Origin of the sequence: Paenibacillus cremeus (assembly GCF_007786445.1) — a bacterium.
Taxonomy (GTDB): Bacteria; Bacillota; Bacilli; order Paenibacillales; family NBRC-103111; genus Paenibacillus_G; species Paenibacillus_G cremeus.
The window spans coordinates 40,703-65,252 of the sequence record NZ_VNJI01000002.1 but is presented as its reverse complement, the minus strand read 5'-3'; the positions used below and the strand labels follow the sequence as shown (position 1 = coordinate 65,252).

General features: G+C 52.4%; 27 protein-coding genes. 10 read left to right on the top strand and 17 right to left on the bottom strand.

The features are described 5' to 3' along the window. Position 1: 1 nt before the first annotated feature. Positions 2–97 carry a stressosome-associated protein Prli42 gene (gene prli42, locus FPZ49_RS35295; protein WP_186445557.1) on the top strand — a complete coding sequence of 32 codons (96 nt, stop codon included), beginning with the start codon at positions 2–4 and terminating at the stop codon, positions 95–97. 60 nt (positions 98–157) lie between these two features. On the opposite strand, the gene FPZ49_RS02165 is transcribed toward prli42, so the two are convergent. The 4 genes from FPZ49_RS02165 to lpdA all read right to left on the bottom strand — a co-directional run bounded on the left by FPZ49_RS02165 (position 158) and on the right by lpdA (position 5,057). Further along, positions 158–1,519, bottom strand: coding sequence for a dihydrolipoamide acetyltransferase family protein (locus tag FPZ49_RS02165; RefSeq protein WP_144842719.1), 1,362 nt, complete (start codon positions 1,517–1,519; stop codon positions 158–160). A gap of 12 nt (positions 1,520–1,531) precedes the next feature. Next, the gene (locus tag FPZ49_RS02160) at positions 1,532–2,512 is read right to left on the bottom strand and encodes an alpha-ketoacid dehydrogenase subunit beta (RefSeq protein ID WP_144842717.1); all 981 of its coding nucleotides are present in this window, start codon (positions 2,510–2,512) and stop codon (positions 1,532–1,534) included. A gap of 3 nt (positions 2,513–2,515) precedes the next feature. Continuing rightward, a complete protein-coding gene (locus FPZ49_RS02155) occupies positions 2,516–3,526 on the bottom strand; it encodes a thiamine pyrophosphate-dependent dehydrogenase E1 component subunit alpha (protein WP_144842716.1) in 1,011 nt (336 codons plus the stop codon). Positions 3,527–3,635: 109 nt separating this feature from the next. Beyond that, a complete protein-coding gene (gene lpdA / locus FPZ49_RS02150) occupies positions 3,636–5,057 on the bottom strand; it encodes a dihydrolipoyl dehydrogenase (RefSeq protein WP_144842715.1) in 1,422 nt (473 codons plus the stop codon). Between the two features lie 155 nt (positions 5,058–5,212). Here lpdA and FPZ49_RS02145 point away from each other — a divergent pair, with 155 nt between their 5' ends. Continuing rightward, entirely contained in the window at positions 5,213–5,482 is a 270-nt protein-coding gene (locus FPZ49_RS02145) for a DUF2627 domain-containing protein (protein WP_144842714.1), read from the top strand. Positions 5,483–5,496: 14 nt separating this feature from the next. On the opposite strand, the gene FPZ49_RS02140 is transcribed toward FPZ49_RS02145, so the two are convergent. The 3 genes from FPZ49_RS02140 to steA are packed head-to-tail and all read right to left on the bottom strand — an operon-like array spanning position 5,497 to position 8,172. Continuing rightward, on the bottom strand, positions 5,497–6,345 hold the full coding sequence (locus tag FPZ49_RS02140) for a hypothetical protein (protein WP_222429850.1): 849 nt from the start codon (positions 6,343–6,345) through the stop codon (positions 5,497–5,499). Continuing rightward, positions 6,339–7,049: a glycosyltransferase family 2 protein gene (locus FPZ49_RS02135; RefSeq protein WP_144842712.1), complete on the bottom strand. Its 711-nt coding sequence runs from the start codon at positions 7,047–7,049 to the stop codon at positions 6,339–6,341. The genes FPZ49_RS02140 and FPZ49_RS02135 overlap by 7 nt, the downstream gene beginning before the upstream one ends. Further along, positions 7,009–8,172, bottom strand: a complete 1,164-nt coding sequence (gene steA / locus FPZ49_RS02130; protein ID WP_186445556.1) for a putative cytokinetic ring protein SteA — start codon at positions 8,170–8,172, stop codon at positions 7,009–7,011. Before steA ends, FPZ49_RS02135 begins: the two co-directional genes overlap by 41 nt. Before the next feature lie 228 nt (positions 8,173–8,400). Here steA and FPZ49_RS02125 point away from each other — a divergent pair, with 228 nt between their 5' ends. From FPZ49_RS02125 to FPZ49_RS02095, 8 genes are all read left to right on the top strand, one after another. Then, positions 8,401–8,721: a hypothetical protein gene (locus FPZ49_RS02125; RefSeq protein WP_144842711.1), complete on the top strand. Its 321-nt coding sequence runs from the start codon at positions 8,401–8,403 to the stop codon at positions 8,719–8,721. Positions 8,722–8,803: 82 nt separating this feature from the next. After that, positions 8,804–8,986 (top strand): DUF2524 domain-containing protein, encoded by a 183-nt coding sequence (locus tag FPZ49_RS02120; RefSeq protein WP_144842710.1) that lies wholly within the window; start codon positions 8,804–8,806, stop codon positions 8,984–8,986. Positions 8,987–9,324: 338 nt separating this feature from the next. Next, complete coding sequence (locus FPZ49_RS02115) at positions 9,325–9,966, top strand: HlyD family secretion protein (RefSeq protein WP_144842709.1); 642 nt, start codon at positions 9,325–9,327, stop codon at positions 9,964–9,966. Between the two features lie 7 nt (positions 9,967–9,973). Then, complete coding sequence (locus FPZ49_RS02110; protein WP_144842708.1) at positions 9,974–11,566, top strand: DHA2 family efflux MFS transporter permease subunit; 1,593 nt, start codon at positions 9,974–9,976, stop codon at positions 11,564–11,566. Positions 11,567–11,600: 34 nt separating this feature from the next. After that, positions 11,601–12,146, top strand: a complete 546-nt coding sequence (locus tag FPZ49_RS02105) for an NAD(P)H-dependent oxidoreductase (protein WP_144842707.1) — start codon at positions 11,601–11,603, stop codon at positions 12,144–12,146. A 16-nt stretch (positions 12,147–12,162) separates the two neighbouring features. After that, on the top strand, positions 12,163–12,702 hold the full coding sequence (locus tag FPZ49_RS02100; RefSeq protein ID WP_144842706.1) for a hypothetical protein: 540 nt from the start codon (positions 12,163–12,165) through the stop codon (positions 12,700–12,702). Further along, positions 12,699–12,866 (top strand): hypothetical protein, encoded by a 168-nt coding sequence (locus tag FPZ49_RS35290; protein ID WP_186445555.1) that lies wholly within the window; start codon positions 12,699–12,701, stop codon positions 12,864–12,866. The genes FPZ49_RS02100 and FPZ49_RS35290 overlap by 4 nt, the downstream gene beginning before the upstream one ends. 2 nt (positions 12,867–12,868) lie before the next feature. Continuing rightward, positions 12,869–13,618, top strand: coding sequence for a GTP pyrophosphokinase (locus FPZ49_RS02095; protein ID WP_144843052.1), 750 nt, complete (start codon positions 12,869–12,871; stop codon positions 13,616–13,618). 74 nt (positions 13,619–13,692) lie between these two features. Here the strand turns inward: FPZ49_RS02095 and spo0A are convergent, their stop codons facing one another. From spo0A to xseA, 10 genes are all read right to left on the bottom strand, one after another. Next, on the bottom strand, positions 13,693–14,499 hold the full coding sequence (spo0A, locus tag FPZ49_RS02090) for a sporulation transcription factor Spo0A (RefSeq protein WP_144842705.1): 807 nt from the start codon (positions 14,497–14,499) through the stop codon (positions 13,693–13,695). A 209-nt stretch (positions 14,500–14,708) separates the two neighbouring features. Beyond that, a complete protein-coding gene (gene spoIVB / locus FPZ49_RS02085; RefSeq protein ID WP_144842704.1) occupies positions 14,709–16,049 on the bottom strand; it encodes a SpoIVB peptidase in 1,341 nt (446 codons plus the stop codon). Between the two features lie 212 nt (positions 16,050–16,261). Beyond that, a complete protein-coding gene (recN, locus tag FPZ49_RS02080) occupies positions 16,262–17,962 on the bottom strand; it encodes a DNA repair protein RecN (RefSeq protein WP_144842703.1) in 1,701 nt (566 codons plus the stop codon). A 22-nt stretch (positions 17,963–17,984) separates the two neighbouring features. Continuing rightward, entirely contained in the window at positions 17,985–18,434 is a 450-nt protein-coding gene (gene ahrC, locus FPZ49_RS02075) for a transcriptional regulator AhrC/ArgR (protein ID WP_144842702.1), read from the bottom strand. Between the two features lie 29 nt (positions 18,435–18,463). Further along, entirely contained in the window at positions 18,464–18,937 is a 474-nt protein-coding gene (locus tag FPZ49_RS02070; RefSeq protein ID WP_144842701.1) for a hypothetical protein, read from the bottom strand. A 97-nt stretch (positions 18,938–19,034) separates the two neighbouring features. Further along, positions 19,035–19,877: a TlyA family RNA methyltransferase gene (locus tag FPZ49_RS02065; RefSeq protein WP_144842700.1), complete on the bottom strand. Its 843-nt coding sequence runs from the start codon at positions 19,875–19,877 to the stop codon at positions 19,035–19,037. 77 nt (positions 19,878–19,954) lie between these two features. Continuing rightward, positions 19,955–21,862: a 1-deoxy-D-xylulose-5-phosphate synthase gene (gene dxs / locus FPZ49_RS02060; RefSeq protein WP_144842699.1), complete on the bottom strand. Its 1,908-nt coding sequence runs from the start codon at positions 21,860–21,862 to the stop codon at positions 19,955–19,957. 165 nt (positions 21,863–22,027) lie between these two features. Beyond that, entirely contained in the window at positions 22,028–22,933 is a 906-nt protein-coding gene (locus tag FPZ49_RS02055) for a polyprenyl synthetase family protein (protein ID WP_144842698.1), read from the bottom strand. Positions 22,934–22,951: 18 nt separating this feature from the next. Next, on the bottom strand, positions 22,952–23,191 hold the full coding sequence (gene xseB, locus FPZ49_RS02050; protein WP_144842697.1) for an exodeoxyribonuclease VII small subunit: 240 nt from the start codon (positions 23,189–23,191) through the stop codon (positions 22,952–22,954). After that, on the bottom strand, positions 23,163–24,548 hold the full coding sequence (gene xseA / locus FPZ49_RS02045) for an exodeoxyribonuclease VII large subunit (protein WP_144842696.1): 1,386 nt from the start codon (positions 24,546–24,548) through the stop codon (positions 23,163–23,165). The genes xseB and xseA overlap by 29 nt, the downstream gene beginning before the upstream one ends. Between the last annotated feature and the right edge of the window lie 2 nt (positions 24,549–24,550).

Sequence of the window (24,550 nt, the reverse complement as noted above, 5' to 3'; positions counted from 1 at the left end):
TTTGCAAAACAAGCTCATTTTTAAAATCGTCATTTATTTCATGATCGCATCCATGCTGCTGTCCACCATCTTGTTTACGGTGAACCTGTTTATGTAACTCCCTGGGCAGCTGGCCGACAACCGACATCGGAATTCCTCCGCTGTAACGGTTGCGACTTTAGTACAGCTTCGTGTCCTGATTGTAAGCCTCGAGATTCTCTTTCACGCGCTGCATGAAGCGGCCGCAGATGACGCCGTCCAGAATTCGGTGATCGAGGGACAAGCAGAGGTTGGCCATCGAGCGCACGGCGATCATATCCTGAATCACCACCGGCCTCTTCACGATCGATTCAAAGGTGAGAATCGCTGCCTGCGGGTAGTTGATGATCGGATACGACAGAATCGAACCGAAGGAGCCGGTATTGTTTACCGTAAAGGTGCCCCCCTGCAGATCGTCCAGCGTCAGCTTGCCGGCTCGGGCTTTCTTAGAATATGCGTCGATCTCGAGTGCGAGACCGGCGATATTTTTTTGGTCCGCTTTCTTGATGACCGGCGTTACCAAGGAATCCTCCGTACCTACGGCCAGCGAAATGTTAATATCGCGCTTGACGATAATTTTATCGACGGCCCATACCGAGTTGATGATCGGATAGTCTTTGATCGCATTGACGACCGCCTTCAGCAAAAAGGCCAAATACGTCAGGTTGACGCCTTCCTGCTTCATGAACTCGCCCTTTAGCTTGTTGCGCAGCAGCACCAGATTGGTCACGTCAACCTCGATCATCATCCAGCCATGCGGAATTTCCGTCTTGCTCTGACGCATATTCCGGGCGATGGCGTTGCGCATCGGGGTCACGTCCATCAGCGTCTCTCCGCGGCCTTCCAGCGGCTGCCCAATAACCTCCACGTTCGGAAGCGGCGGGGTCTGGGATAAGTGAATGCCCGTAGTGCGCACCGGAACTTTAGGCGGCGACGCAATGAAGACGCCCGCATCGGCGGCAGCGGCAGAAGCGGCGGCGTTCGTATCCTCTACGGACTGAACGGCTCCCTCAACCCTACCACCCGAAGCAATGTAATGTTCGATATCCTTACGCGTAATTCGTCCGCCAAGTCCGGTTCCTGTCACTTCGCTCAGCGTAATGCCATGCTCTCCTGCCAGCTTCAATACCGCCGGAGAATACCTCGCACTCATGCCAGCCTCTCCATCCGCTGGTTTGCGGCCTGCAGAAGCGGTATTCCCCGCCAAGCCTGCAGTGCCTGCAGATGCACCTGCTGCAGCGGCTTGATGCGGCTCCAGAATCATGCAGATGGCCTCCCCAACAGCCGCTGTCGTGCCCTCGCTTACAAGCAGCTGCGTCAGCGTGCCTGCAATCGGAGAAGGCATCTCAACGGTCACCTTATCGGTGATCAGCTCGCACAGCACATCGTACTGATCGATCACATCGCCCGGCTGCTTCAGCCACTTGGCGACCGTCGCCGACACGAGACTTTCCGCCAAATGAGGGACGGTAACCTCCGTCCCCATCTTCTTGTCGCTCATGCTTCGTTCCCCCTAAAACAACGCCAGCTTCCGCATGGCATCTTTAATCTTGTCCGTGTTCAGCAGATAAAATTTTTCCATCGGAGGGTTCATCCCAACGGCCGGAACGTCCGGTGCGCACAGCCGCATGATCGGAGCATCCAGCTCGAACAGCAGCTCCTCTGCAATGATCGCGGATACTTCGGCGCCCACGCCGCCGGTCTTATTGTCCTCGTGGATGATGAGCACCTTGCCGGTCTTCGACGCGGCTTGCAAAATCGCTTCGTTATCGAGCGGCTGCAAGGTCCGCAGATCGAGAATATGCACGCTGATGCTTTCTTTGGCCAATTCCTCCGCCGCTTGGAGCGCATACTGAACGGTGATTCCGTAGGAAATGACCGTAATGTCGCTGCCTTCCCGCTTCACATCCGCTTTGCCGATCTCCACGATATAATCGCCCTCTGGCACTTCTCCCGTGACGCCAAGATAGCATTTTTTATGTTCAAAATAAAGCACCGGATCCGCATCGCGAATCGCCGCCTTAAGCAGCCCTTTCGCATCGTACGGATTGGATGGCGCTACAATCTTAATTCCCGGTGTGCCGAAGAACACCGACTCCGGACATTGCGAGTGATACAACGCGCCGCCTCCGGTAGCTCCGTAAGGAGCTCGTACCACGATCGGACAGTTCCAATCGTTGTTGGAGCGGTAGCGGATTTTGGCCGCCTCGCTGATGATCTGGTTCGTCGCCGGGAAAATAAAGTCCGCGAATTGCATCTCTGCAATCGGCTTCATGCCGTACATCGCCGCTCCAATCGCTACGCCTGCAATCGCGGATTCCGCCAGAGGCGTATCCATAACCCGCTCTTCGCCGAATTGGTCTCTCAGGTCCTTTGTAGCGTTAAGCACGCCGCCTTTGCCTACATCTTCACCAAGCACAAACACGTTCTCGTCCCGCTCCATCTCTTCCTTCATCGCGGTACGAATCGCTTCCAAGTATGTAATGACTGCCATGCGCTACACCTCCCCTTTCTCGGCGTATACATGCCGCATCGTATCTTCCGGCGTCGGGAATGGCGCTTGATCTGCGTAATTCGTCGCTTCCGTAATCTCTTGCTTGATTTGCTCGGACAGCTCCTGATCCTGCTCTTCACTCCATAGGCCGCAATCGATTAAATATTTTTTGTACAGAGGCAGCCCGTCCTTCGACTTCTCCAGCTCCACCTCTTCCTTCGTCCGGTACAGCATATCGTTATCGGCCGTCGAGTGCGGCGAAATGCGGTACATAACCGCTTCGATGAGCGTTGGGCCTTCGCCTCGGATCGCTCGCTCGCGTGCTTCTTTCACCACGCGGTACACCTCGAGCGGATCGCGCCCGTCCACCTTCACGCCAGGGAAGCCGTAGCCGATCGCGCGCTCGGCAATGCTGCCGCTAATCTGCTTATGCAGCGGAACGGAGATGGCATACTGGTTATTTTCGCACATGAGAATAACCGGCAGCTTATGTACACCGGCAAAGTTGCAGCCCTCATGAAAATCGCCCTGGTTGCTGGAGCCTTCACCAAAGGTCGCAAACGCGACGAAATCCTGCTTCTTCATCTTCGCAGCCAGCGCAAAGCCTACCGCATGCGGCACTTGCGTCGTCACCGGAGAGGAGCCGGTTACAATGTTCAATTTCTTATGGCTGAAATGCCCCGGCATTTGGCGGCCGCCACTGTTCGGATCCTCCGCCTTGGCAAACACGGACAGCATCAGCTCCCGCATGCTCATGCCCGCGGTCAGTACAAACCCGTAATCGCGATAGTAAGGAAGGAAGTAATCCTTCCCGTTCTCTAACGCATATGCAGCCGCTACCTGCGCTGTCTCTTGCCCGATGCCGGAAACGTGAAAGGCGATTTTACCGGCCCGCTGCAGTACGAAACCACGCTCATCAAATCTGCGCGCTTTCAGCATGTATGTGTACATCTCGATGGCTTGTTGGTCCGAAAGCCCAAGCTGTCGATGCTTCATCAATTGTCCGATGGACATGGAGTAAACGCCTCCTTATGTATCGTGTTTCTTAAAACCAAACTTTAATACCTGGTGCTAATACTTAGCACTATATGTTTATTATAAACGGTTTGGTTTATGAACACAATTATATTCCGATTGCCCGGCCGTCTACGGCAAGCATTGCTTCGCCGAGAATTTCGGACAGCGTCGGATGCGGATGAATCGTTTGTCCCACTTCCCAAGGGGTGGCTTCGAGCAGCTGCGCCAGCGCCGCCTCCGAAATGTAGTCCGTTACGTGCACGCCAATCATATGTACTCCTAGCAGATCGTTCGTCTCCTTGTCGGCAATCACCTTCACGAAGCCGTCGCTTTCCCCATACACGAGCGCCTTCCCAAGCGCTTTGAAATGCACCTTCGACGTCTTGATCTGATGTCCCCGCTCTTTCGCCTGCTGCTCAGTGAGCCCAACGCTAGCCAACTCCGGGCGCGAGTAAACACAGCGTGGCACTTGGTGCGGCGAATACAGATGCGGCTTGTGTCCAGCCAGATGCTCGACCGCCACGATACCCTCATGTGCAGCCGCATGGGCCAGCTGTAAGCCCCCAATGCAATCGCCCACCGCATAAATGTGCGACTCGGCAGTCTGCATCATTTCGTTCACGCGAATGACGCCATTTTCGACCTTCACGTCCGTGTTCTCCAGCCCGATGCCATCTACATTCGCTTGACGTCCGACACAAACCAGCGCTTTTTCTGCCGTCAGCACCACTTGCTGGTCTTTATGCTCCACCGTTAACGAGACGGAGGTTTCTCCCTTTTGCAGCGTGTCCGCCAGCACCTTAGCTCCGGTTTTCACTGTGACTCCGCGCTTTTTGAGCAGTCGCTCCAGCTCGCGGGAGATGTCCTCATCCTCTGATGGCACCAGACGCGGAGCGTATTCGACGATCGTCACCGCTACACCAAAATCGCTCAGCATCGACGCCCATTCCACTCCGATAACACCGCCGCCAATGATGAGGATCGACTCTGGCAATTGTTCCAGTCGCAGCGCATCGTCACTGTTCAGCACGGTCGTTCCGTCCGTCGCAAGTCCTGGCAGACTTCTAGGCCTGGAGCCCGTAGCGATAATCAGCTTTTCAGGAACCAGCGTCAAAATCTCACCGTCTTCCTGCTCCACCGAAACCGTCCCGCTGCGCGGCGAAAAAATAGAAGGACCGATGACCCTCCCTCTGCCTTGAAACACGTCGATTTTATTTTTTTTCATCAAATACTGTACTCCGCCGTGAAGCTGCTCTACGATCGCGGTTTTGCGGCTCATCACTTTGGCAAAATCCAGCTGTACCCCGGACGCTTCAATGCCGAACCGGTCGCTTTCCTTCATCAACGCGTAAACTTCAGCACTCCGAAGCAATGCTTTACTAGGTATACACCCTTTATGTAAACATGTCCCGCCCAGCTTGTCCTGTTCTACAATCGCGGTCTTCTTACCCAGCTGCGCAGCACGAATAGCCGCCGTATAGCCGCCGATGCCACCGCCAAGTACGATCACATCATAAGTTTGCGTCATTAAGAAATTCCTCCTGCTCCTATGATTCTCTTTATAATAACCTTATTTTGCCGCAGAAATATAGTCCAATTTTCAAAATCGGCATGAATTCTTAATGAAATTGTGGTAACGTAGATCAGGTACGCGTATTTTGAACAGAACTAAAGGAGCACCTCATGAGACTCATCATTTCACGCTTTATCGCCATCTTACTGCTCGTTATTCCAGGCTTAGCTGCTACCTATGGCTTTCTTGCCATGAAAGATGCGCTGTTTGCCCAGTTTGATCCAAACGCCGCAGCTGCAGGCATCCCTTGGGGGAAATTTACGCTCGGCTTAATTTTATTCGCCGCCGGTGTCGCTTTTATTGGTGGTTGGACATTTTTCCGCGACCGCAAACGCAACTATGTAGCTCCCCGCTTCCGCGCCAAACGCAAAAAAAGGTAGGTACTGAACCTCTCCTACCTTTCCCCTATCCGCCCTCGCCCGAATTCATCGAGCCGCTGCAGCCATCGGTGGCTTTCAATGATTCGCGACAGAGAACGCCTCCAGGTCAGACCATGAAGCGCCGCCACGACCCCCAGCACCACCAGCTGCAGATAGACCGGAGTATAGGCAATATAGCTTGCACCCAGCGCAAAGCCGAGCATTCCCGCTCCGGTATCGCCCAGCATGAGCTTCCCCCGTAAATCGGGATAAGCCAGAAGCCCCGCTCCGATCAGCAGCAGCACCTCCCCACCCAAGAACAGCTTCCCATCATTCCCCACCACCAAAGGCACCCACAATAAAAAATAGCCCTTCAAGGCGCGTCCCGGCCGAACGTCGAGCAAATTCATCCCGTTGCTCATCAGCAGCGACAGCCCAGTCGCCAGCAGCAATTTCCCCATTCCTGAGACCTCGCCGCTGCCCGCAAAAAGAAGCAAACTCGCGGTCCCCACCACTGCAGCTTTCACCACTCCCGTGCTTGCGCTTCCATGTCTCCAGGCTCGCCAATGATTCTCGATGCCTTTGATTTGCTTATCGCCGATCAGATCATCCAGCAAGCCCGCCGCGCCAACCAAGGTAAGCGACAGCATGTATTCAGTCGATACATGGATAGGCACGGAAGGAACCAGTCGATAAACGAAGTAACCGCACAGCAGGACCAGCAATAGCAGCAGTCCGCTCGCTGTCGGAATCGAATCTCCATGATAGTTCGTGTCCGTCACTTTATGCGCCGTGAGAAACTTCATCAACCTCGGCAAAAACAGGGCTCCTGCTGCAAATAATCCCCCTACTTCGAGCACCCATGTGACCCATCCCATCAGCATACCGGTCTTCGCCAGCACTGCCAAAGCGTTCGGCTGATCGCATAAAATTGCTTCCCCCGGTGCAGCCAATCGCGCCATGCCCGTCCGGTTTCGCGATGGGTGAATGGAATCTGCAGCTCTTGAATCCGGTAGCCTAGCTTAATAGCGTCAATCAAGATGCCGACCTCTACGCCGAAGCCTGGAAAAGAACGACCGCTCCGCTGCAAAATTTCTCTGCGAACCGCCCTTTGCCCCGATAACGGTGCGGCTGCAGACAGCCCGGTTAAAGCGAGAACACCGTGCTTAGCCAGCTTTTTTACGAGACCCAGTCCCCCTGGCTTTACCGCCCGCGGCAGCTCAGCGATCGTCATGTCCGCCTCCCCCCGCAGAAGCGGCTCAATCAGCAGAGGAAAATTCATAGCGGAGCCTCCGAGATCGGCATCCAAAAACACACAAATTTCTCCAGCAGCCGCCTTCGCACCGGCATGAATGGCGGCTCCTTTCCCTTGATTTTTGGGCATCCGGAGCACCAGATCGACCCATGGAAGCGCTGCTTTGCACGTTCCGTCGGTGCTTCCGTCGTCAACGACGATGAACTCGAATTTGCAGCTGATGCCAGCGATCTGCGGTCTTGTCATGCGGTATGTATCCAATGCTTTTAGCGTCTCTGGAAGCCTCGCCTCCTCATTCCAAGCGGGAATGATGACGGATATGAGCGGTGCCATGCGGTTCACTCTCCCTTCGGAACCATTGCGGTAAAATCAGCTTCGGCTTTAGCTTGTCCAGCAAGCTTTGCGCTCGCAGCGGCCATGGTTTTGTCTGCTTTTGTAGGTATGGAAACAACCGGCTGATCCCTTTGGCATCCATCAATCGATTGCCAACCTTCATGCGCACAAGCCAGGTGCTGCCCATGCCATTGCGGCCTTTTTCCAAAAAATCATGCATGTGGCTGTGCAAGCCAACGGTGACGATCTCTTCACACTGGTGGTCATAGGCAAGCAAAAGCGCCAAATCCTCGCTCGTCCCACCGCACGCCACGATGACAGCAGCAGATTGTAGTCCCAGCGGCTCCAGCCGTACCAATCCGGGAGCCGCACCGCTCCGGTAACCGTGAACAACTAGCTCCGCACCACAGCGCAGCGCCTTGTCAGAAACACTGTCCATATCTCCGACAATGACATCCGGCTGATATCCTTGCTCCAGCAGCGCATCCGCTCCCCCGTCGACCCCTACGAGCACTGGGCGTACCGCCTGAATATAATCGTGTAAGCACACTAGATCCGCCTGATATCCGCTGCCTCTCACGACAACTACAACGGACCTTCCTCTGAAGCTCGTCCTCAGCTCCCGGCTTTTGAGCGGCTCAAATAGAAATTCCTTTTCCAGCTCGGCGTACCGCAGGGTGTTCTCGACGAACTTTTTCAACTCGTATGCTTCGCCATCTTTGGCCGTTTGGAATCGCTGAAACCAATCCTGTCTTGTAAACTGCCGGCAGGGTATGGATCCGTACGGATGCACCATAAGCTGCTCATTCGCAATCACAATTTCAGGTTCATCTTCAAGTAAGTCAAAATGGACCGGCTCCATTTCATAGATCGGCACCTCCGCATCCAATAGCGGCAATACTGCACTGGATGGGATTCGCCCGCTCATCGTTCGTCCTGCGTTGATAACCGCTTTGACCTTCGCCTGCAGCAGTCCTTGAACCGCCAGCTCGTCCAAATCGTCGTGCGCAATGACCGCGATGGCCCCATGGGGGATCCTCATGAGCAGTTTCTTGGTGCTTCGATCCACATGGGCCGTTCCCATTATAGGTACGTGATGATGATCAATGCTGCGACTAATCATAGTTCAAAACCCCGATCGACGCTCTGGATTTAGCATGCTTCCAGCGGGTCCGGCATAAGCTACTTTCATATGTAACGAAAGCTGACTTGTATTAGACCTTCCTCGCCTACTTTTCTTAAGCTAACCAATATCGCACTCAAAAATTCACGGAAGCCCTTACAATATTCTGCAATAAGCGAACTTTTCTTGTGCTATAATGGGTTTATCCTATGTCAAGGAGTAGATTCAATGCAAAAATCATGTCAGAAAATTGTTCGTGTTCAGAATGGTCTGATTACGGAAATTTATGATGGCTTGATCTACCGGCATTTCAACAATAATGAAAGCGCTTATAAAGAACTGCTGCTCGATGATGTCGGGCTCGAATTCGACGCGATCCTCGAAATCTATGAGAAGCTGATTTATGATTTGGCAGTTTCCAGCAGCGAGCTGCGCAGCTTCATCCTCAAGCGGCTTCCGGAAGGCTGGCTGGAGTGGGCTCAAGAGCTCTATTCCGAAATGCAACCGGAGGAGGCCCCCGTGCTTCAGACAACGCGTTCCATCCTGTAATTGCATCCGACGAGCTAGCATACTTCATCGCGGGCGACTCATACTAACAACGAACTCAACCGCTATGGAGGTGCCTTATATCATGATTGATAACCTGGAGAGCAATTATAACTGCGCAAGCGCAGGAACTGATCTTCACGAGCTGCAGAGCCAGCTGGACGCTTTGCAGAGCTCTGACACCGACAATCTTGACACGCAGCAGCAGGTCAATCGATTGGAGAATCAAATCCGTTTTATCAAAAATAAATGCGATATCCATCCGTAGAATCGCGGAATGCATGAAAAAAAAGAACGCCTCGAGCGAAAGCTTGAAGCGTTCTTTTTCATTGCTGATCTCCTATTGTGATTCGTATTAATGCAAACCGTAATGCCTGCTTACATAATCGTCAAAATGTTTACGGAAGCCCAATTTTTGCCACGTGTCCGGATGAATAAACAGAGGCATATAGAAGCGTTTGAACATGATGTGAGCCCTCCCTTTACCGGTTGTACTGATGTTATGTAATCTGCTTTTATTATAACCAAAATTACCACACATTTGAATAAAAAGTTAGCGCCATCCTCAATCTAACAGAAGATATCGAGGACTGAGGAGGAGCTCGTATGAACTCAAAAATGCTGCTTATTAACGTGGTTGTAATCTTGATAATTGTGGCTGGACTAGGCGCAGGGGTCTATTATTACAACCAGAACGCAAACTATATCAGCACCGATAACGCCCGCGTGGACGGGCAGCAAATTACCATTGCAGCCGCCGCTACCGGCAAGCTGACAGACTGGTATGGGCAGGTCGGCAAGCAGTATAATGCCGGCGATCGGGTCGGGGCGATCTCGGCACCCGGACAAACCGCAAAGATCGATGTGGATTTTCCAGTGGGCGGCACGATCGTTCAGCAGACCATTGTACCCAATTCATTCGTGGGTGCAGGTACTGCACTGGCTCGCGCTTACGATTTGAACAGCTTATGGGTTACAGCCAATATCGACGAGAAGCGTTACAACGATATTAAAGTTGGACAGCTGGTAGACGTGTACGTTGATTCGTTTCCTGGAACGGTCTTATCCGGCAAAGTAGACAAAATCGGTCTGGCGACCGCCGGCTCGTTCTCGCTGCTGCCAAGCTCCAATACAACAGCTAACTACACCAAAGTAGCTCAGGTCCTCCCTATCACAATTGTGCTTGAGGGGTACAAAGGGGTAGCGCTGGCTCCAGGGATGAGCGCGACAATTCGCGTTCATATATAGAGGGCCTATGGAAAAGGAAAATATTCATGTCGGCAGGACCCTCTCTGTCCTTCTTCTGGGGGCATTCATTTCCATCCTGAACCAAACGCTGATCAATATCGCTCTGCCCCATTTAATGACCGATTTCAATATGTCCGCTACGACAGCCCAATGGCTTTCAACCGCGTATATGCTGGTCAATGGGGTATTGATCCCGATTACTGCTTATTTGATCGCGACCTATGGAACCAGAAGCCTGTTCTTGTCCGCTATGCTGTTCTTTACGGCCGGCTCTGTCGTCTGTGCCATCACGCCCAATTTCACCATTATGCTCGCCGGACGCATCCTGCAGGCGATTGGAGCAGGCATCTTGATGCCGCTCGTGATGAGCGTTTTTCTGACCGTCTTTCCACCTGAAAAACGAGGCACGGCGATGGGAACAATGGGCATTGCCATGATTTTTGCTCCGGCAGTCGGTCCGACCTTGGCTGGATGGATTGTGCAGAATTACACCTGGCGCATCCTCTTCATCATGATGATCCCGCTTGGCATTATCGACATCATGCTAGCGCTGAAATGGCTGAAAAATGTGATTAAGCCTACATTTCCCAAGTTTGACGGTTGGGGTGCCGTTACCTCAACGCTCGGCTTCGGAGGTCTGCTCTATGGCTTCAGCGAAGCGGGCAGCAAAGGCTGGGGAAGCTTTACGGTCATCTGTTTTCTCTTGGTCGGCGCTCTGTTTATCGCCTTATTCGTCTTGCGGGAGCTGCGGATTGACCAGCCCCTGCTGGAGCTTAGGGTATTCCGCTACAACATCTTTACACTGACAACTATCATTGGCGCGGCGATCAACTTAACCATGTTCGGAGGCATGATTCTGCTGCCGATCTATTTGCAAAACATTCGAGGGTTTACCCCGCTGCAGGCTGGGCTGCTGATGCTTCCCGGGGCGCTGCTCATGGGTGTCATGTCTCCAATCTCAGGCGCCTTATTCGATCGAATCGGGGCCAGGCCATTGGCGATTATCGGCTTGATTATTACCTCAGTGACCACCTGGGAATTCAGCAGGCTCACTTCTGAAACGCCTTATAGCCATATTTTGCTGTTGTATACGACCCGGAGCTTTGGCATGTCGTTTATGATGATGACAATCCAAACAGCCGGTCTCAATCAAGTGCCGCTTCAGCTCGCCTCTCATGCCACGGCGATGTCGAACACGATGCGGCAAATTGCCGGTTCTATCGGGACTGCTTTGCTCGTCACCGTCATGACCTCAAGAACTACCATTCACTTGGGAGACTATGCTAATGCAATCACATCAAGCCACCCGCAAATCGTAAGTATGTTTCAGGGACTCTCCTCCATGATGTCCGCCGCGACTGGATTGCCGGAGCAGGCAGGACAAGCGCTTGCTCTTCAGACATTGTATGGAAAAGCAGCACAGGAATCGACCATCAAAGGAATCAATGATGCGTTTTTGGTGGCTACGCTGTTCGCGGTCATCGCGCTGTTCCTATCCTTCTTTGTTAACCGTGTAACTAAAGACAAGAACGTTAAGGTGTTGGAGCAGCCTCCCAAAGAGCTTCCGGAGCAGATCATCTTAGAACCTTCCAGGACTTAATGGACTTAATGCTTTAGCCGAAAGGAGCAGAAGGATGAAAATCTATGTAGTCTACGACAGTGAGAGTGAGCATACCGAAGTGCTGGCCCGCTCGATCGCCGATGGAGCAAGGCAAGTAGCGCATGCGGAGGTACGGATCGATCACGTCCGCGATGCGGATATTTACGATCTAGCCCATATGGATGCGATCATTTGGGGATGTCCGGGGCATTTCGGAACGATCAGCGCGGGGCTCAAAACTTGGATTGATCGACTTGGCTATCTGTGGGCAAAGGGCAAGCTCATTGGAAAGATTGGCGCCGTCTTTTGTACGACAGCAACCGTCCATGGCGGGATCGAAGCCACGATGCTGAACCTGATCACCCCTATGCTCCATCATGGAATGATCATCGTCGGCCTACCGGGCAATATTCCCGAAAATGCTTTATACGGCTCCTATTATGGAGTTGGCGTTACGTGTCCAGTAGAGCTGTCACCCGACGATCCTATGAATATGCCCAAGGATAATGATTTGGCCTTAGGCAGAGCACTTGGCAAACGTGTGGCTGAAATCACCAAAAAACTTACGATGCCGGACTAAGCAAAGGAGGAGGGCTATGCTGTACGGAATTGCCGTTGTCGTTATCGCTGCTGTTCTTTTTTTAATCGTGTATAACGTAAAAGCAGCCAAATCAACACCGCCGAAGACTGCGTCCGCTCCTGCCAAGACCGCTCAGAGCAAGGCGCCCTCTCAGGCCCCCCCGGAAAAACCGGCGACTGAAAACCAAGCGCCGCATGGTGCAAGGACTGAAGAAAAAGCCGGTACCCACATGGTGTCTTCAACGTCGGTTTCCCCGATCCAGGCTGAGCCCGAATCCGAGCCCGCGATGCCTAAAGCACCGATCCGAGAATTTTCCATGCCTGACCGTCCACTGCCGCCGCGAAAACCTCAGGCAAGCTCGCGCAACTGGGAGCAAAGCGACGACGAGTACCGAAAAGCGCTGAGAAGCTTTTCCGGCATGGGAGGCTCCTCCGACGCATCCAATGGGGAACCAAGGGATAAAGCGGGCCCCTTAACTAAAGATAACGATTTTCGTGAAGGGCTGCGTTCGCTGACCAATCAGGATAACCAGGAAGAAAGGGAGACCAGCAAATGAACACGACCGATTCGAGACCTGCTGACGATTCCTCCATCAGCGACAAGCAATTTAGGGAAGCGCTGCGGCATTTTGCCCAGACCGATGAGTCTCCTGCTGCGCTGCACGAATCGTCGAGGCAGGAGTTCGTTAACACTTTGGATGAGTCTGCACATCAAGAATGATCATGAACCAGCTGACCATTCAACAAATGAAACGGTTCCGGACCGAAGTGACCCGTTTTATGATGCTTTACAAATTCGCGCTGGATGAGATGGAAACGAAAATTGACATTTTGCAGGAAGAATTTCAATTTCTGCACGAATATAACCCGATTGAGCATACGAAATCCCGCTTGAAATCTCCCGAAAGCATCTTGAATAAACTGCAGCGCAAAGGCTGTGAGCTCTCTCTCCCCAGCATTCGAGCGCATATTAAAGATATCGCAGGGCTTCGGATTACCTGCTCCTTCTTGTCGGATATTTACATCATCCGGGAATTGCTGCAAAACCAAACCGACCTGCGGATTCTGGAGGAAAAGGATTATATCCGGCAGCCCAAAGCGAATGGCTATCAAAGCCTGCATCTGCTGGTCGAAATTCCCGTATTTATGTCCGACAGGGAGGAGCGAGTGTGCATTGAAGTGCAAATTCGCACCATTGCGATGGATTTCTGGGCGAGTCTGGAGCACAAAATTTATTACAAATACAATCATGGCGTGCCAGCCCCCTTGCTCCAAGAATTAAAAGAAGCCGCAGATGCTGCCGCGGCGCTCGACCGTCAGATGGAACGCCTCCATCAAGAGGTGGACAAAGTCAAAGAAGCCCAGGCCAAGAGCTCCGAGCTGAATCGCATTGTAATAAAAAACCAAGAATTTGTGCTGCCGGCCGCGTTCTTTAAGCTGATTGACGACAGCAGCAGCGGTTCTAACGGATAAAGCAAAACCACCATTCGTGCCCTAGAGCTGAATGGTGGTTTTTAATAGTGCTTATGTAACTGCTCCTAACCCTTTCAAGACACCTTATGCTCAATTCTAAGCTTGTCCGCCACCATGGCGATGAACTCGGAATTCGTCGGCTTCGCTTTCGAGATATTAATCGTATATCCGAATAGGTGGCTGATGCTGTCGATGTTGCCGCGCGTCCATGCGACTTCGATCGCATGGCGGATGGCGCGTTCGACGCGGGACGGGGTCGTTTTGTATTTGTCGGCAATCGCCGGATACAGCGTCTTCGTGATGGCGCCAAGAATTTCTATGTTGTTGTACACCATCGTGATCGCTTCACGCAAATACTGGTAGCCTTTAATATGCGCCGGCACACCGATTTCGTGAATGATCGTCGTAATGTTCGCATCCAGATTTTTTCCTTTTGGAAGCTGGACGACATTAGCCTTCAAAGATTGACCCGAAGAGGACGACATCGGCATCGACTGATTCGTGCTTACCAGCTGACGGATGCGGTTCGTCAAAATTTCCATGTCAAACGGCTTCAAAATATAATAAGATGCGCCCAATTGAACGGCTTTTTGCGTAATGTTTTCTTGACCAAAGGCGGTCAGCATAATAATCTTAGGCTGCGGCTTCAAATCCATCTCGCGCAGTCGCTCCAGGACGCCCAATCCGTCCAAGTGAGGCATAATAATGTCTAAGATCAGCACATCCGGAACTCGTTGGCTTTGCTCAATCAACCGGAGGACATCATTCCCGTTGTAGGCGACACCGGTGACCCTCATATCATCCTGGTCATCGATAAATTCAGATAAAAGATTCGTAAATTCTCGGTTGTCGTCTGCTAATAGAACTTCAATTGTTTGCAAAATAAGCGCCTCCTTCGTATATTGCTGTGGCTTTAGCATTATTTACCTAACATATGATTTCGACATGCACTTCAATTTTCCTTCTGTCGAATATTATTTTTCTGGATTTTTTTTGAATTCTATTTTATAATAAATAATTTCATTCAATATAATACACTATTCGACAAGGCGAGCTGTCTTTCGTCCCTAATGAAAGAAAAAACTGAAGCTCAACTAGCCTTCAGTTCTTCCGGTTGTTCCATCTCGGTTGGTCTTAGCATAATGCCTGCATCCTGAAGCATCCACTCAATGAAGCAGCCATAGCCGCTGGTCGGATCGTTCACGAACACATGGGTGACAGCACCAATCACTTTGCCGTTCTGAATGATCGGACTTCCGCTCATCCCCTGCACAATGCCTCCCGTTTTTTCCAATAGTCGAGGGTCCGTAATTTTGATGACCATGCCCTTTGTGGCGGGATATTCCTGTTTAGCGACATGAACGACTTCAATATCGAACTTCTCCACTTTTTGTCCGTTGACGACCGTATAGATTTGCGCCGGCCCTTCCTTTACGTCCTCGGCGAATGCTACCGGAAGCGCTTTGTTGATCAGACTGTGCTCAGGAGCGTTAAACATTTTACCGAAAATGCCAAACTGCGTATTTTTCTCAATATTGCCGATGGCTTTGCTCTCTTTGGAAAATTGCGCGCGCTTCTCTCCCGGCTCCCCATTCTGACTCTTGGAGATCGAGGTGACATTGGAATGCACGATCTCTCCATCACCGACCATAATCGGCGTTTGTGTATCCATATCTGTTATGACATGACCCAGCGCTCCATAGACGCCTTGATCCGGAGCATAGAACGTTAACGTCCCTACGCCTGCAGCGGAATCTCGAATGTAAAGCCCCAATCGGTATGCTTTGTCTACCGTGTCATAGGCGGGAGTAATTTGAATCTCGATGGTTTCATTATTGCGAAGAATCGTTAGCGTGATCGGGGTTTTGCTTTCCCCTGCCGCCTTCACCATGTCTGCGACTTTACTGACGTCATTGATCGGCTTCCCGTTCATTTTCAAAATCAGGTCGCCCAGCTGCACCTTCGCTTCCTCACCCGGTGAGGTCTTCTTGTCTTCGGCAATAGCTACCAAATGATGCCCTACAACCATAATGCCGGCGGATTTGAGCTTTACTCCGATGGTCTGACCGCCTGGGATCACCTTGAGGTCCGGAACGACATTGACTTTGACCGTCTTCAGTGGAATGGCGCCAAACAGCTTAAGTCGCATCTCCGCCTGTCCCGCTTTATACGATTCTAGCGAGATCGGCTGATGCAGATCGACCTGGAACGAGTGCTCGGCCGACCCATTGACCTTCAGGACCTCCGGGTGATTGACCGTCACTTGTGCGCTGACCGGCATCACAAGCTGCAATCGGGTTTGCTGTCCGGTGAACAGTCGGAGCTCCTCAGGAAATGAGGCAAAGCTTCGGAAAGGGGTGGTAAAGGTACCCAAACAAACGAAGAGGACGAGCAGTAATCCAATCAATCTTTTCCTCTGGTTGGAACTCAAAATCGCTCACGCTCCCTTGCTTCCTTGGCATAACGGCAAACCTGAATTTCGGAATCGCAAGTACGAATGCAAGCCGCCCAATCAAGCTTTGTGCTTACACCGTAAGGCTTTACCGCCGTTTGTGTACCTTTAAGTTAACCCCCGGCCATTTCTTTTATAACTCCAAAATGCTCCCACCATTAACAGTGAACCCACGCTTGTTCCAACCCATTTTATGCCAGTTGAGCCTTCTTATCGTTTGCCAGCAGGATCATCTCTTGGGCATGCTGCAGCGTTTTATCCGTTACTTCCACCCCGCCGAGCATGCGTGCCAGCTCATGGATCCGTTCGCTTTCGTCCAAGTCATCAATATTGGTATAAGTGCGGTCTCCGTCGGTCGTTTTATGAATGCGATAATGGACATCCGCCATGCAGGCCACCTGTGGCAAATGCGTAATTGAGAACACTTGGCAGCTGTCCGACAGCTTGGACATCTTCTCGGCGATCGCTTGCGCCGCGCGCCCGCTGACTCCCGTATCCACCTCGTCAAACACGAGCACAGGAATGCGATCCACCCGGGCAAAAATCGATTTCAGCGCGAGCATCACCCGTGAAATTTCCCCGCCGGAAGCGATTTTGCTTAACGAACGCAGCGGCTCGCCTGGATTGGCGGAAATCAAAAACTCCACTTGATCGGCTCCGTCCCGTGTCAGCTTGTACTCCCCTAGCGGATCGATCTGCACTCTAAATTGCGTTCGCTCCATATGGAGCTCCCGAAGCTCGGCAACGATCTCCGAGGCCAGACGCTCGGCCACCTGCTGCCGAACGGATGTCAAATCCGCCGCTAGCCGCAGAACCCGCTCCAAGGCATCTTGCTCTTGCTTTTGCAGCTGCCCAAGCTTCTCGTCCTTATTCTCAATCAAATCCAGCTCATGCTCGATTTTTTCTACATAGGCTATGATATCGGTTACCGATTCCCCATATTTTCTCCGAAGAGACGAGATTGTATCCAAGCGCTGCTCGATAAAATCCAGACGGGACGGATTGAACTCAATCTCGTCGCGATAGTCTCTCACCTGATAGGCGGCATCCTCGAGCTGGTAGTACGCGTTCTGCACCTGCTCGACCATCGGGCCCAGCTTTGATGCATCCAGCGCCGCAATATCCTGCAGCTTCTGAACAGCACGCCGAATCGCATCTAAGCCTTTGGCACCACCATAAAGCAGTTCGTATGCGTCGGCCGCGGATTGGTACAGCTTCTCGGCATTGGCCAATTTCCGCTTTTCCTCGGTGAGCGATTCGTCTTCGCCCGGCTTCAGCTTGGCAGAGCGGATCTCTTCTACCTGGAACCGGTACAAATCCATCATCTGCAGCGCCTGCTTGCTGGTCTCCTGCAGCTCGCGCACCTGCCTACGGATTGACTGATACTCGTCATAGGCCGCTTGATACGCCTTCTTAGCCGGCAAAATGTGCTGCTCCCCAAACAGATCCAGCCAGTTAATATGCTCATCGATATTGAACAGCGATTGGTGCTCATGCTGCCCATGAATATTAACCAGACGTTCCCCGATCTCCTTCAGCATCGCCAAGTTGACGAGTTGGCCGTTTACGCGGCTCGTGCTTTTGCCCTGTGCCGAAATTTCCCTGCGAATGATAAGATGCTCTTCCGCATCCGCTTCTATTCCCAGTCCGGATAAAACGGACCATACCGGATGATCCGCCCCCACGTGAAACAGCGCCTCAATGGTCGCTTTGTCGCTCCCATACCGAACCAGATCGGTCGAGCTCCGCCCGCCGGCAATTAAGCTCAAAGCATCAATGATAATGGATTTACCAGCACCGGTCTCCCCCGTGAGCACATGAAACCCGTTTTTACAATGTACTTGCACGTATTCTATGACCGCCAAGTGGCGAATGGACATCTCCAGCAGCATGATTTTAGCACCTCTTTTATCGCTAGCTAAGCATTCCTAAAATTTGATTCACGATATGCCCGCTATGCTCTTTGGTCCGGCAGATGATCAGAATCGTATCGTCTCCGCAAATCGTCCCCATAATTTCATTCCACTCCAGACTGTCGATCAGCGCACCGATCGCGTTCGCGGTACCGGGCAGGCTCTTGAGCACCACCAGGTTCTCCGTATAATCGATATGAACAAAATGATCATTCAGCGCCCGTTTGAGCCGCTGCAGCGGATTATAGCGTTGATCGGCTGGCATCGAATATTTATATCTGCCGTCATCCAGCGGCACTTTGATCAAATGCATCTCCTTAATATCTCGGGAAATGGTCGCTTGGGTAACATGAAAGCCTGCGGCGCGCAGTTGATCTACGAGTTCGTCTTGGGTTTCAATCTCGCCGTTCGTAATGATTTCGCGTATTTTAATATGTCGTTGGGCTTTCATTGGATCCTCCTAATCATAAGTGAAGGCTTCTACTCCTCATCATCGGCATCGATGTCAAAAATAAACCTGTCCACCTGCTTCGTTTCCAGATCTACATAGAGCACACCGGCGGTATGAGGATACAGCAGTTGATAGATCATCAGGTGCTCGCGGATCGCGCTTCCCGTCATGTCGAGCGGCTTCCGTTCCTTGGCCAGCTTAACGGTGAAGTATTCGCTGCCCTTTTTCACCACGTAATCGATAAAAAGCCGGCTGTGCAGCACTTCATCCTCATCATTGACCATAATTTGAATCGGAATTCGCAGCTTCCCGCTAACTACCCGATAGCCTTCCTCTTCGAGCAGCCCTATCGCCTCATCCTCAGGCACATCGTCCCCGGTCAAAAAGTCAAACGGACTGCCTTCCTCCACCGTACGCTTGATTCGACCGCGTGAATAAAGATACAGCCAGGCGGCTAGTCCCAGCACGATCAAAATAACGATGAATCCGTCTCCGCTTTGCATGATACCACCCCTGCTTGGTACTGTGTGGCAATAACATCCAAAGGTATTTATTCGTGCTTCCCCCGTCATTCTCCTCTAAAAAGGCAAAAAACTCATCCTATAGAGATGAGTTCTGCATGCTTTGCGACTCTTCGACGACTTGACGAATCATGCGGTCTAGTGCCGCTTCGTCTATTTTCGGCTCATGGATGCCGTTTTTCAAACAGGTTAAAAATTCAATATTGCCCTCTCCGCCCTTAATGGGTGAAAAGGTCAGCCCTTGGACCGCGAAGCCGATCTCTTGAGCGAACGTTAAGATCGAGTGCAGCACTTCCTTATGCGTAGCGGGATCCCGGACTACGCCGGACTTACCGACCTTCTCGCGTCCCGCTTCAAACTGCGGCTTAATGAGAGCCGCCACCTGCCCCCCAGGAGCCAGTAAAGCTTGAAGCGGCGGCAGGATCAGCTTGAGCGAAATGAATGAGACGTCGATGGAGGCAAACGTAGGCTGAGGGCCTTGCAAATCCCCCGGCTGCGTATATCGGAAGTTCGTCCGCTCCATGACGCACACGCGCGGATCCTTGCGAAGCGACCAGTCCAGCTGATTATAGCCGACGTCTACGGCATACACATAAGCTGCGCCGTTCTGCAGCGCGCAGTCTGTGAAGCCGCCGGTCGAGGCACCGATATCCAGCATGGTAGCCCCCGTCAAATCCAGCTGAAAATGCTTCAGTGCTTTCTCCAGCTTCAAGCCGCCGCGGCTAACGTAAGGATGAAGCGCTCCCTTGACTTGAATCCGGGCGGTGCGGGCAATTTTCGTTCCGGCTTTATCCACCGGCTCATCGTCGACCAGCACCAGTCCGGCCATCAATGCGGCTTTGGCTTTCTCTCTTGTTTCAAAATGTCCCTGCTCGACGAGCAGGACATCCAATCGTTCTTTTTCCACTTTATCTGAGGCCATGTATTGCTCCTTACTTTCCAGGTTGCGAATCCTCGAATCCTCGAATCCTCGGCCTTGGCTGGCGCTAAGCCATAGTACTATGCACGCTGCCGCTTGCGAGGTACCAGTGCCTGCAGTTCGGACACGAGACGTTCCGCCGTCAAGCCGACCTCCTGCCGCTGCTCGGGAATCGAGCCGTGCTCTACGAAGTAATCCGGCACGCCGATCATTTTGATTCGCATCCCGTACACGCCTTGGCTCGAGTAATATTCCAATACGCCGCTGCCAAAGCCGCCCATCTGGGCTCCTTCTTCCAGGGTGATCACCGGAATGTCCTCTTTCGCCAGCTGCAGCAGCATGCTTTCGTCCATCGGCTTAATGAAGCGCGCATTGACCACACGTACGGATACGCCTTCTTTGGCCAGCTGTTCAGCCGCTTCCAGTGCGATCGGGATCATTGGGCCAACCGCCAGAATCACAGCGTCGCTGCCCTGATGCAGCACTTCCCAAGTTCCGATCGGGATCGCTTTCAGCGGTTCATCCATCGGCACGCCAAGTCCATTGATCCGCGGGTAGCGGACCGCAATCGGACCGTCATTGTAGTCCACTGCCGTCTTCAGCATATGGCGCAGCTCATTCTCGTCCTTCGGCATCATCAGCGTCATGTTCGGAATGCTGCGAAGGAAAGCGATATCGTACACGCCTTGATGCGTTTCGCCGTCCGGTCCTACAAAGCCGGCGCGGTCAATCGCAAACGCTACATTCAAATTCGCACGGCAAATATCATGTACCACCTGATCGTAGGCTCGCTGCAGAAAGGTCGAGTACACCGCAAAAACCGGCTTAAAGCCTTCCGCTGCAAGTCCTGCTGAGAAAGTTGCCGCATGCTGCTCTGCAATCCCCACATCAAACATCCGATCTGGGAACGCATCGGCGAATTTGAGCAAGCCCGAGCCGCCCGGCATCGCAGGTGTGACTGCGACGATCCGCTGATCTTGCTTCGCCAGCTCAATCAGCGTATTGCCGAATACCTCGGTATACATCGGAGGACCGGCTGATTTGAGCATTTTGCCCGATTCGATCTTGTAAGGGCCGCCTCCGTGCCAAGTGTGTGAATCGGCTTCCGCCGGCGCATAGCCCTTGCCTTTGGTTGTGATGACATGAACAAGCACAGGTCCGATGATTTTATCGGCCTGTTTCAATGTCTCAAGCAGCAGCGGCAAATTATGACCGTCCACCGGTCCTAAATACGTGAAGCCCAGCTCTTCAAACCAAATGCCCGGTACAACCAAATATTTGAACGTGTCCTTCAAGCGCTCGGCTGTCTTTGCTAATGTCCCGCCGATGGCCGGAATTTTTTTGAGCAGATGCTCAACTTCTTCTTTCGCTTTCACATAATGCCGGTCCGAACGAATGCGTCCCAAATAATTGTGCAGCGCACCCACATTCGGAGCAATTGACATCTCGTTGTCGTTCAGAATGACCATCAAATTCCGCTTCTCGTGGCCGATATGGTTCAGTGCCTCGAGCGCCATGCCTCCGGTCAGCGCACCGTCGCCGATCATCGCAATGACTCGGTTATGCTCGCCCTTCAGGTCACGGGCCATGGCCATCCCCATCGCCGCCGACAGCGAGGTGCTGCTGTGTCCGGCTTCCCAGACATCATGCTCGCTCTCCGAGCGCTTGATAAACCCGCAAAGCCCCTTATATTTACGAAGTGTATCGAACTGATCCTTCCGTCCGGTCAAAATCTTGTGTACGTAGGATTGATGCCCTACATCAAATATAAATTTGTCCTTCGGACTATCGAACAGGTAGTGCAGTGCGATCGTTAGCTCGACAACACCAAGGTTAGGCGCGAGGTGACCGCCGGTAACCGAAAGCTTCTCTACAAGAAACTGCCGCGTTTCCTCAGCTACCTGCTCCAACTGCTCCGTTGTGAATCGCTTAAGATCTTCAGGCTGATGGATTAGATCGAGCAGCACGTTTGTTCCCCCGCTTTCCATGGTATGACGTGATAGTGCAAACTTACGTATCTGTCTCTAGTAGTGACCCCAGCTTATGGAGAGATTTATCGAAATTTGCTTGAAGACATTATAGCATAGGACCGGAAACCGCTCAAATTACGAGTGGAAAATAAAGTGAATTTTAGCGTTGTCACCGATCCTGACTTAATGGTCGCGGTTCATCAGAAAATCAGCCAGCTGCAGCAGCCTGGCCGGATTCGCAAAGCCCCCGTCCACAATCGCTTGCTTCGCTTCACGGGTCAGCTCCTCCACCTTCGCCTGCGATGCTTCAAGACCGATAAAATAAGGGTAGGTCACCTTCTGCTGCTTCACGTCGCTTTGTACGGGCTTGCCCAGCTTCTGCTCATCGCCGATTAAATCGAGAATGTCGTCTTGAATTTGAAACGCGAGACCAATGCATTGCCCGAAGCGCTCCAGCGCATGGAGTTTGGCGCTATCCGCACCTGCGATTCGTCCCCCCGCTTTGAGCGAGAAGATGATCAAATCACTGGTCTTATGCAGATGGATGTACTCCAGCTCAGATAGCTTGGTTAGCCCTTGCTCCCCAAGCATATCGGCTGCTTGCCCGCCTACCATTCCCGGTGCCCCGGCTAAACGGGACAGCTCCTCCACAATGTCAGCGACGCATTCCGCAGGAACCCCATGCTTCCGCGATGCCTGCACAACCGAAAAAAAGGCATGGGTCAGAAGCGCATCACCGGCCAGGACCGCCATCGCCTCGCCATATACCTTATGGTTCGTCGGTTTGCCCCGGCGAAAATCGTCATTATCCATCGCCGGCAAATCATCATGGATTAAGGAATAAGTGTGAATCATCTCCACCGCCAATGCCACCGGCAGTGCCGCCTCGGCGCTGCCCCCCAGTGCCTCAGCCGCAGCGATCACCAGAATCGGACGAAGCCTCTTGCCGCCGGCCATGAGCGAATACATCATCGATTCCTTAAGCGCCCCAGGAATATGCCACTCCGCAGGCAATGAACGTTCAAGCTCCGCTTCAACCCAAGTCGCTTTTTCTTTCAAATAATCTCGGATGCCAGTCTCCACAATCATCGGATAACCCCTTTTATGTCATTCAACCGGCTGGAATGGCTTCTTGACCATACCGCCGTCCTGCTCCAGCAGGACCTCGATTTTGCGTTCCACTTGCTCGAGCTTCTGACCGCACAGCTGCGAAAGCTTCATTCCTTCTTGAAACAGCTCAATCGCCTGCTCCAAAGGAACGTCCCCGCTCTCCAGCTGTGCGACGATGCGCTCCAGCTGATCCATCGCCTGCTCGAAGCTAGGCGTTGTTGGTTCCTGATTTGTCATTTGTTTTCTCCTCCATTGACCAAACATGACAATCGATTCGACCGTCAATTAAGCGCAGCTTCAAAATATCCCCGAGTTGAACCTGCTGCACTGACTTGACCAGCTGCTTTTCCTTCTCGTCGTACACCAGACCGTATCCCCGCTGCATGATCTTGAGCGGACTTAGTGCGTCCAGCTGACGGATCGCCGAGATCAGCTCCTGCTTCTTCCGCTTCGTAATCGTCTGAGTCGACAGACTCAGTCTCCGGTTCACCGTCTCCAGACGGGATCTCGAAAATGCAATCTGCTCCTTCGGATTGAAGACGGCCATCCGACGCTCGGATCGCATTAATCGCTCTTGCGACCGGGCTAGCCGGTTCTTTAATTTATAGGCCAGTTGCTCTTTCAGCCGATCCAGACGCTCCGCTTGCTGCTGAAGCAGCTGCCTGCGGGGATTCGTCAAGTAAGGTGACCGTTGAAGACGCTTTAAACGTTCTTTATTGCGGCCCAATTGGCCAGTAAGCCCCGCATATAGCTGCTGCTGCAAATAGGTCAGCTGCTGCTTCAGCTCCATATGATGAGTTACAGCCAGCTCAGCTGCCGCTGTTGGTGTCGCCGCCCGTAAATCAGCCACGAAATCGGCGATCGTAAAATCGGTTTCATGACCCACCGCGGAAATGATCGGCAAATTAGAAGCCGCAATCGCACGCGCTACCGCTTCCTCATTAAATGCCCATAATTCCTCCAGCGACCCGCCGCCGCGGCCGACAATCAGCACATCCACTTCGCCCAGCGCATTCATCTCTTGAATTGCTTTGATGATGGATGGCGCGGCCTGTGTTCCTTGAACCAGCACCGGGTACAGCAGAACCGGCACTGAAGGGTGACGCCGCTGCAGCGTGATGATGATATCACGGACCGCCGCGCCTGTCGGTGAAGTGATCACGCCGATCGCTTTGGGAAACCGCGGAATCGGCTTTTTCCTTACCGGGGCGAACAACCCTTCACCCTCCAGCTTTTTCTTCAATTGCTCGAAGGCTAAGTACAGGCTGCCAATCCCGTCAGGCTGCATCTGGGTTACGTAGAACTGATACTGCCCGTCCCGTTCGTAGACAGAGATATTCCCGCAAGCCAGCACCTTGGTGCCTTCCCGCGGGATAAAACCCATCCGTTGATTATAAGAAGCGAACATGATGCTTTTCAGCCGGCTGTCAGCATCCTTGAGCGTAAAGTACATGTGCCCGCTCGAATGGTGGGTGAAGTTGGAGATCTCCCCGCGTACCCACACATTTTGCAGCCTCTCGCTGCCTTCGAGCATCATTTTGATATACCGGTTCAGCTCTTTGATGGATAAAATGGGCTGCTTATTGTCCCTCATAC

What these genes read in the sequence shown, in the direction of transcription:
- FPZ49_RS02115 (WP_144842709.1), top strand. Translation starts at nt 9,325, where the DNA reads ATGAACTCAAAAATGCTGCTTATTAACGTGGTTGTAATCTTGATAATT.
- ahrC (WP_144842702.1), bottom strand. Translation starts at nt 18,434, where the DNA reads ATGAAAGCCCAACGACATATTAAAATACGCGAAATCATTACGAACGGC.
- FPZ49_RS02140 (WP_222429850.1), bottom strand. Translation starts at nt 6,345, where the DNA reads ATGCTGATGGGATGGGTCACATGGGTGCTCGAAGTAGGGGGATTATTT.
- FPZ49_RS02120 (WP_144842710.1), top strand. Translation starts at nt 8,804, where the DNA reads ATGATTGATAACCTGGAGAGCAATTATAACTGCGCAAGCGCAGGAACT.
- FPZ49_RS02135 (WP_144842712.1), bottom strand. Translation starts at nt 7,049, where the DNA reads ATGGCACCGCTCATATCCGTCATCATTCCCGCTTGGAATGAGGAGGCG.
- lpdA (WP_144842715.1), bottom strand. Translation starts at nt 5,057, where the DNA reads ATGACGCAAACTTATGATGTGATCGTACTTGGCGGTGGCATCGGCGGC.
- xseB (WP_144842697.1), bottom strand. Translation starts at nt 23,191, where the DNA reads ATGACAAATCAGGAACCAACAACGCCTAGCTTCGAGCAGGCGATGGAT.
- FPZ49_RS02145 (WP_144842714.1), top strand. Translation starts at nt 5,213, where the DNA reads ATGAGACTCATCATTTCACGCTTTATCGCCATCTTACTGCTCGTTATT.
- steA (WP_186445556.1), bottom strand. Translation starts at nt 8,172, where the DNA reads ATGATTAGTCGCAGCATTGATCATCATCACGTACCTATAATGGGAACG.
- FPZ49_RS02065 (WP_144842700.1), bottom strand. Translation starts at nt 19,877, where the DNA reads ATGGCCTCAGATAAAGTGGAAAAAGAACGATTGGATGTCCTGCTCGTC.
- FPZ49_RS02165 (WP_144842719.1), bottom strand. Translation starts at nt 1,519, where the DNA reads ATGAGCGACAAGAAGATGGGGACGGAGGTTACCGTCCCTCATTTGGCG.
- FPZ49_RS02105 (WP_144842707.1), top strand. Translation starts at nt 11,601, where the DNA reads ATGAAAATCTATGTAGTCTACGACAGTGAGAGTGAGCATACCGAAGTG.
- FPZ49_RS02125 (WP_144842711.1), top strand. Translation starts at nt 8,401, where the DNA reads ATGCAAAAATCATGTCAGAAAATTGTTCGTGTTCAGAATGGTCTGATT.
- recN (WP_144842703.1), bottom strand. Translation starts at nt 17,962, where the DNA reads ATGCTGCTGGAGATGTCCATTCGCCACTTGGCGGTCATAGAATACGTG.
- FPZ49_RS02100 (WP_144842706.1), top strand. Translation starts at nt 12,163, where the DNA reads ATGCTGTACGGAATTGCCGTTGTCGTTATCGCTGCTGTTCTTTTTTTA.
- FPZ49_RS35290 (WP_186445555.1), top strand. Translation starts at nt 12,699, where the DNA reads ATGAACACGACCGATTCGAGACCTGCTGACGATTCCTCCATCAGCGAC.
- FPZ49_RS02055 (WP_144842698.1), bottom strand. Translation starts at nt 22,933, where the DNA reads ATGATTGTGGAGACTGGCATCCGAGATTATTTGAAAGAAAAAGCGACT.
- FPZ49_RS02095 (WP_144843052.1), top strand. Translation starts at nt 12,869, where the DNA reads ATGAACCAGCTGACCATTCAACAAATGAAACGGTTCCGGACCGAAGTG.
- FPZ49_RS02155 (WP_144842716.1), bottom strand. Translation starts at nt 3,526, where the DNA reads ATGTCCATCGGACAATTGATGAAGCATCGACAGCTTGGGCTTTCGGAC.
- dxs (WP_144842699.1), bottom strand. Translation starts at nt 21,862, where the DNA reads ATGGAAAGCGGGGGAACAAACGTGCTGCTCGATCTAATCCATCAGCCT.
- xseA (WP_144842696.1), bottom strand. Translation starts at nt 24,548, where the DNA reads ATGAGGGACAATAAGCAGCCCATTTTATCCATCAAAGAGCTGAACCGG.
- FPZ49_RS02070 (WP_144842701.1), bottom strand. Translation starts at nt 18,937, where the DNA reads ATGCAAAGCGGAGACGGATTCATCGTTATTTTGATCGTGCTGGGACTA.
- FPZ49_RS02160 (WP_144842717.1), bottom strand. Translation starts at nt 2,512, where the DNA reads ATGGCAGTCATTACATACTTGGAAGCGATTCGTACCGCGATGAAGGAA.
- FPZ49_RS02110 (WP_144842708.1), top strand. Translation starts at nt 9,974, where the DNA reads ATGGAAAAGGAAAATATTCATGTCGGCAGGACCCTCTCTGTCCTTCTT.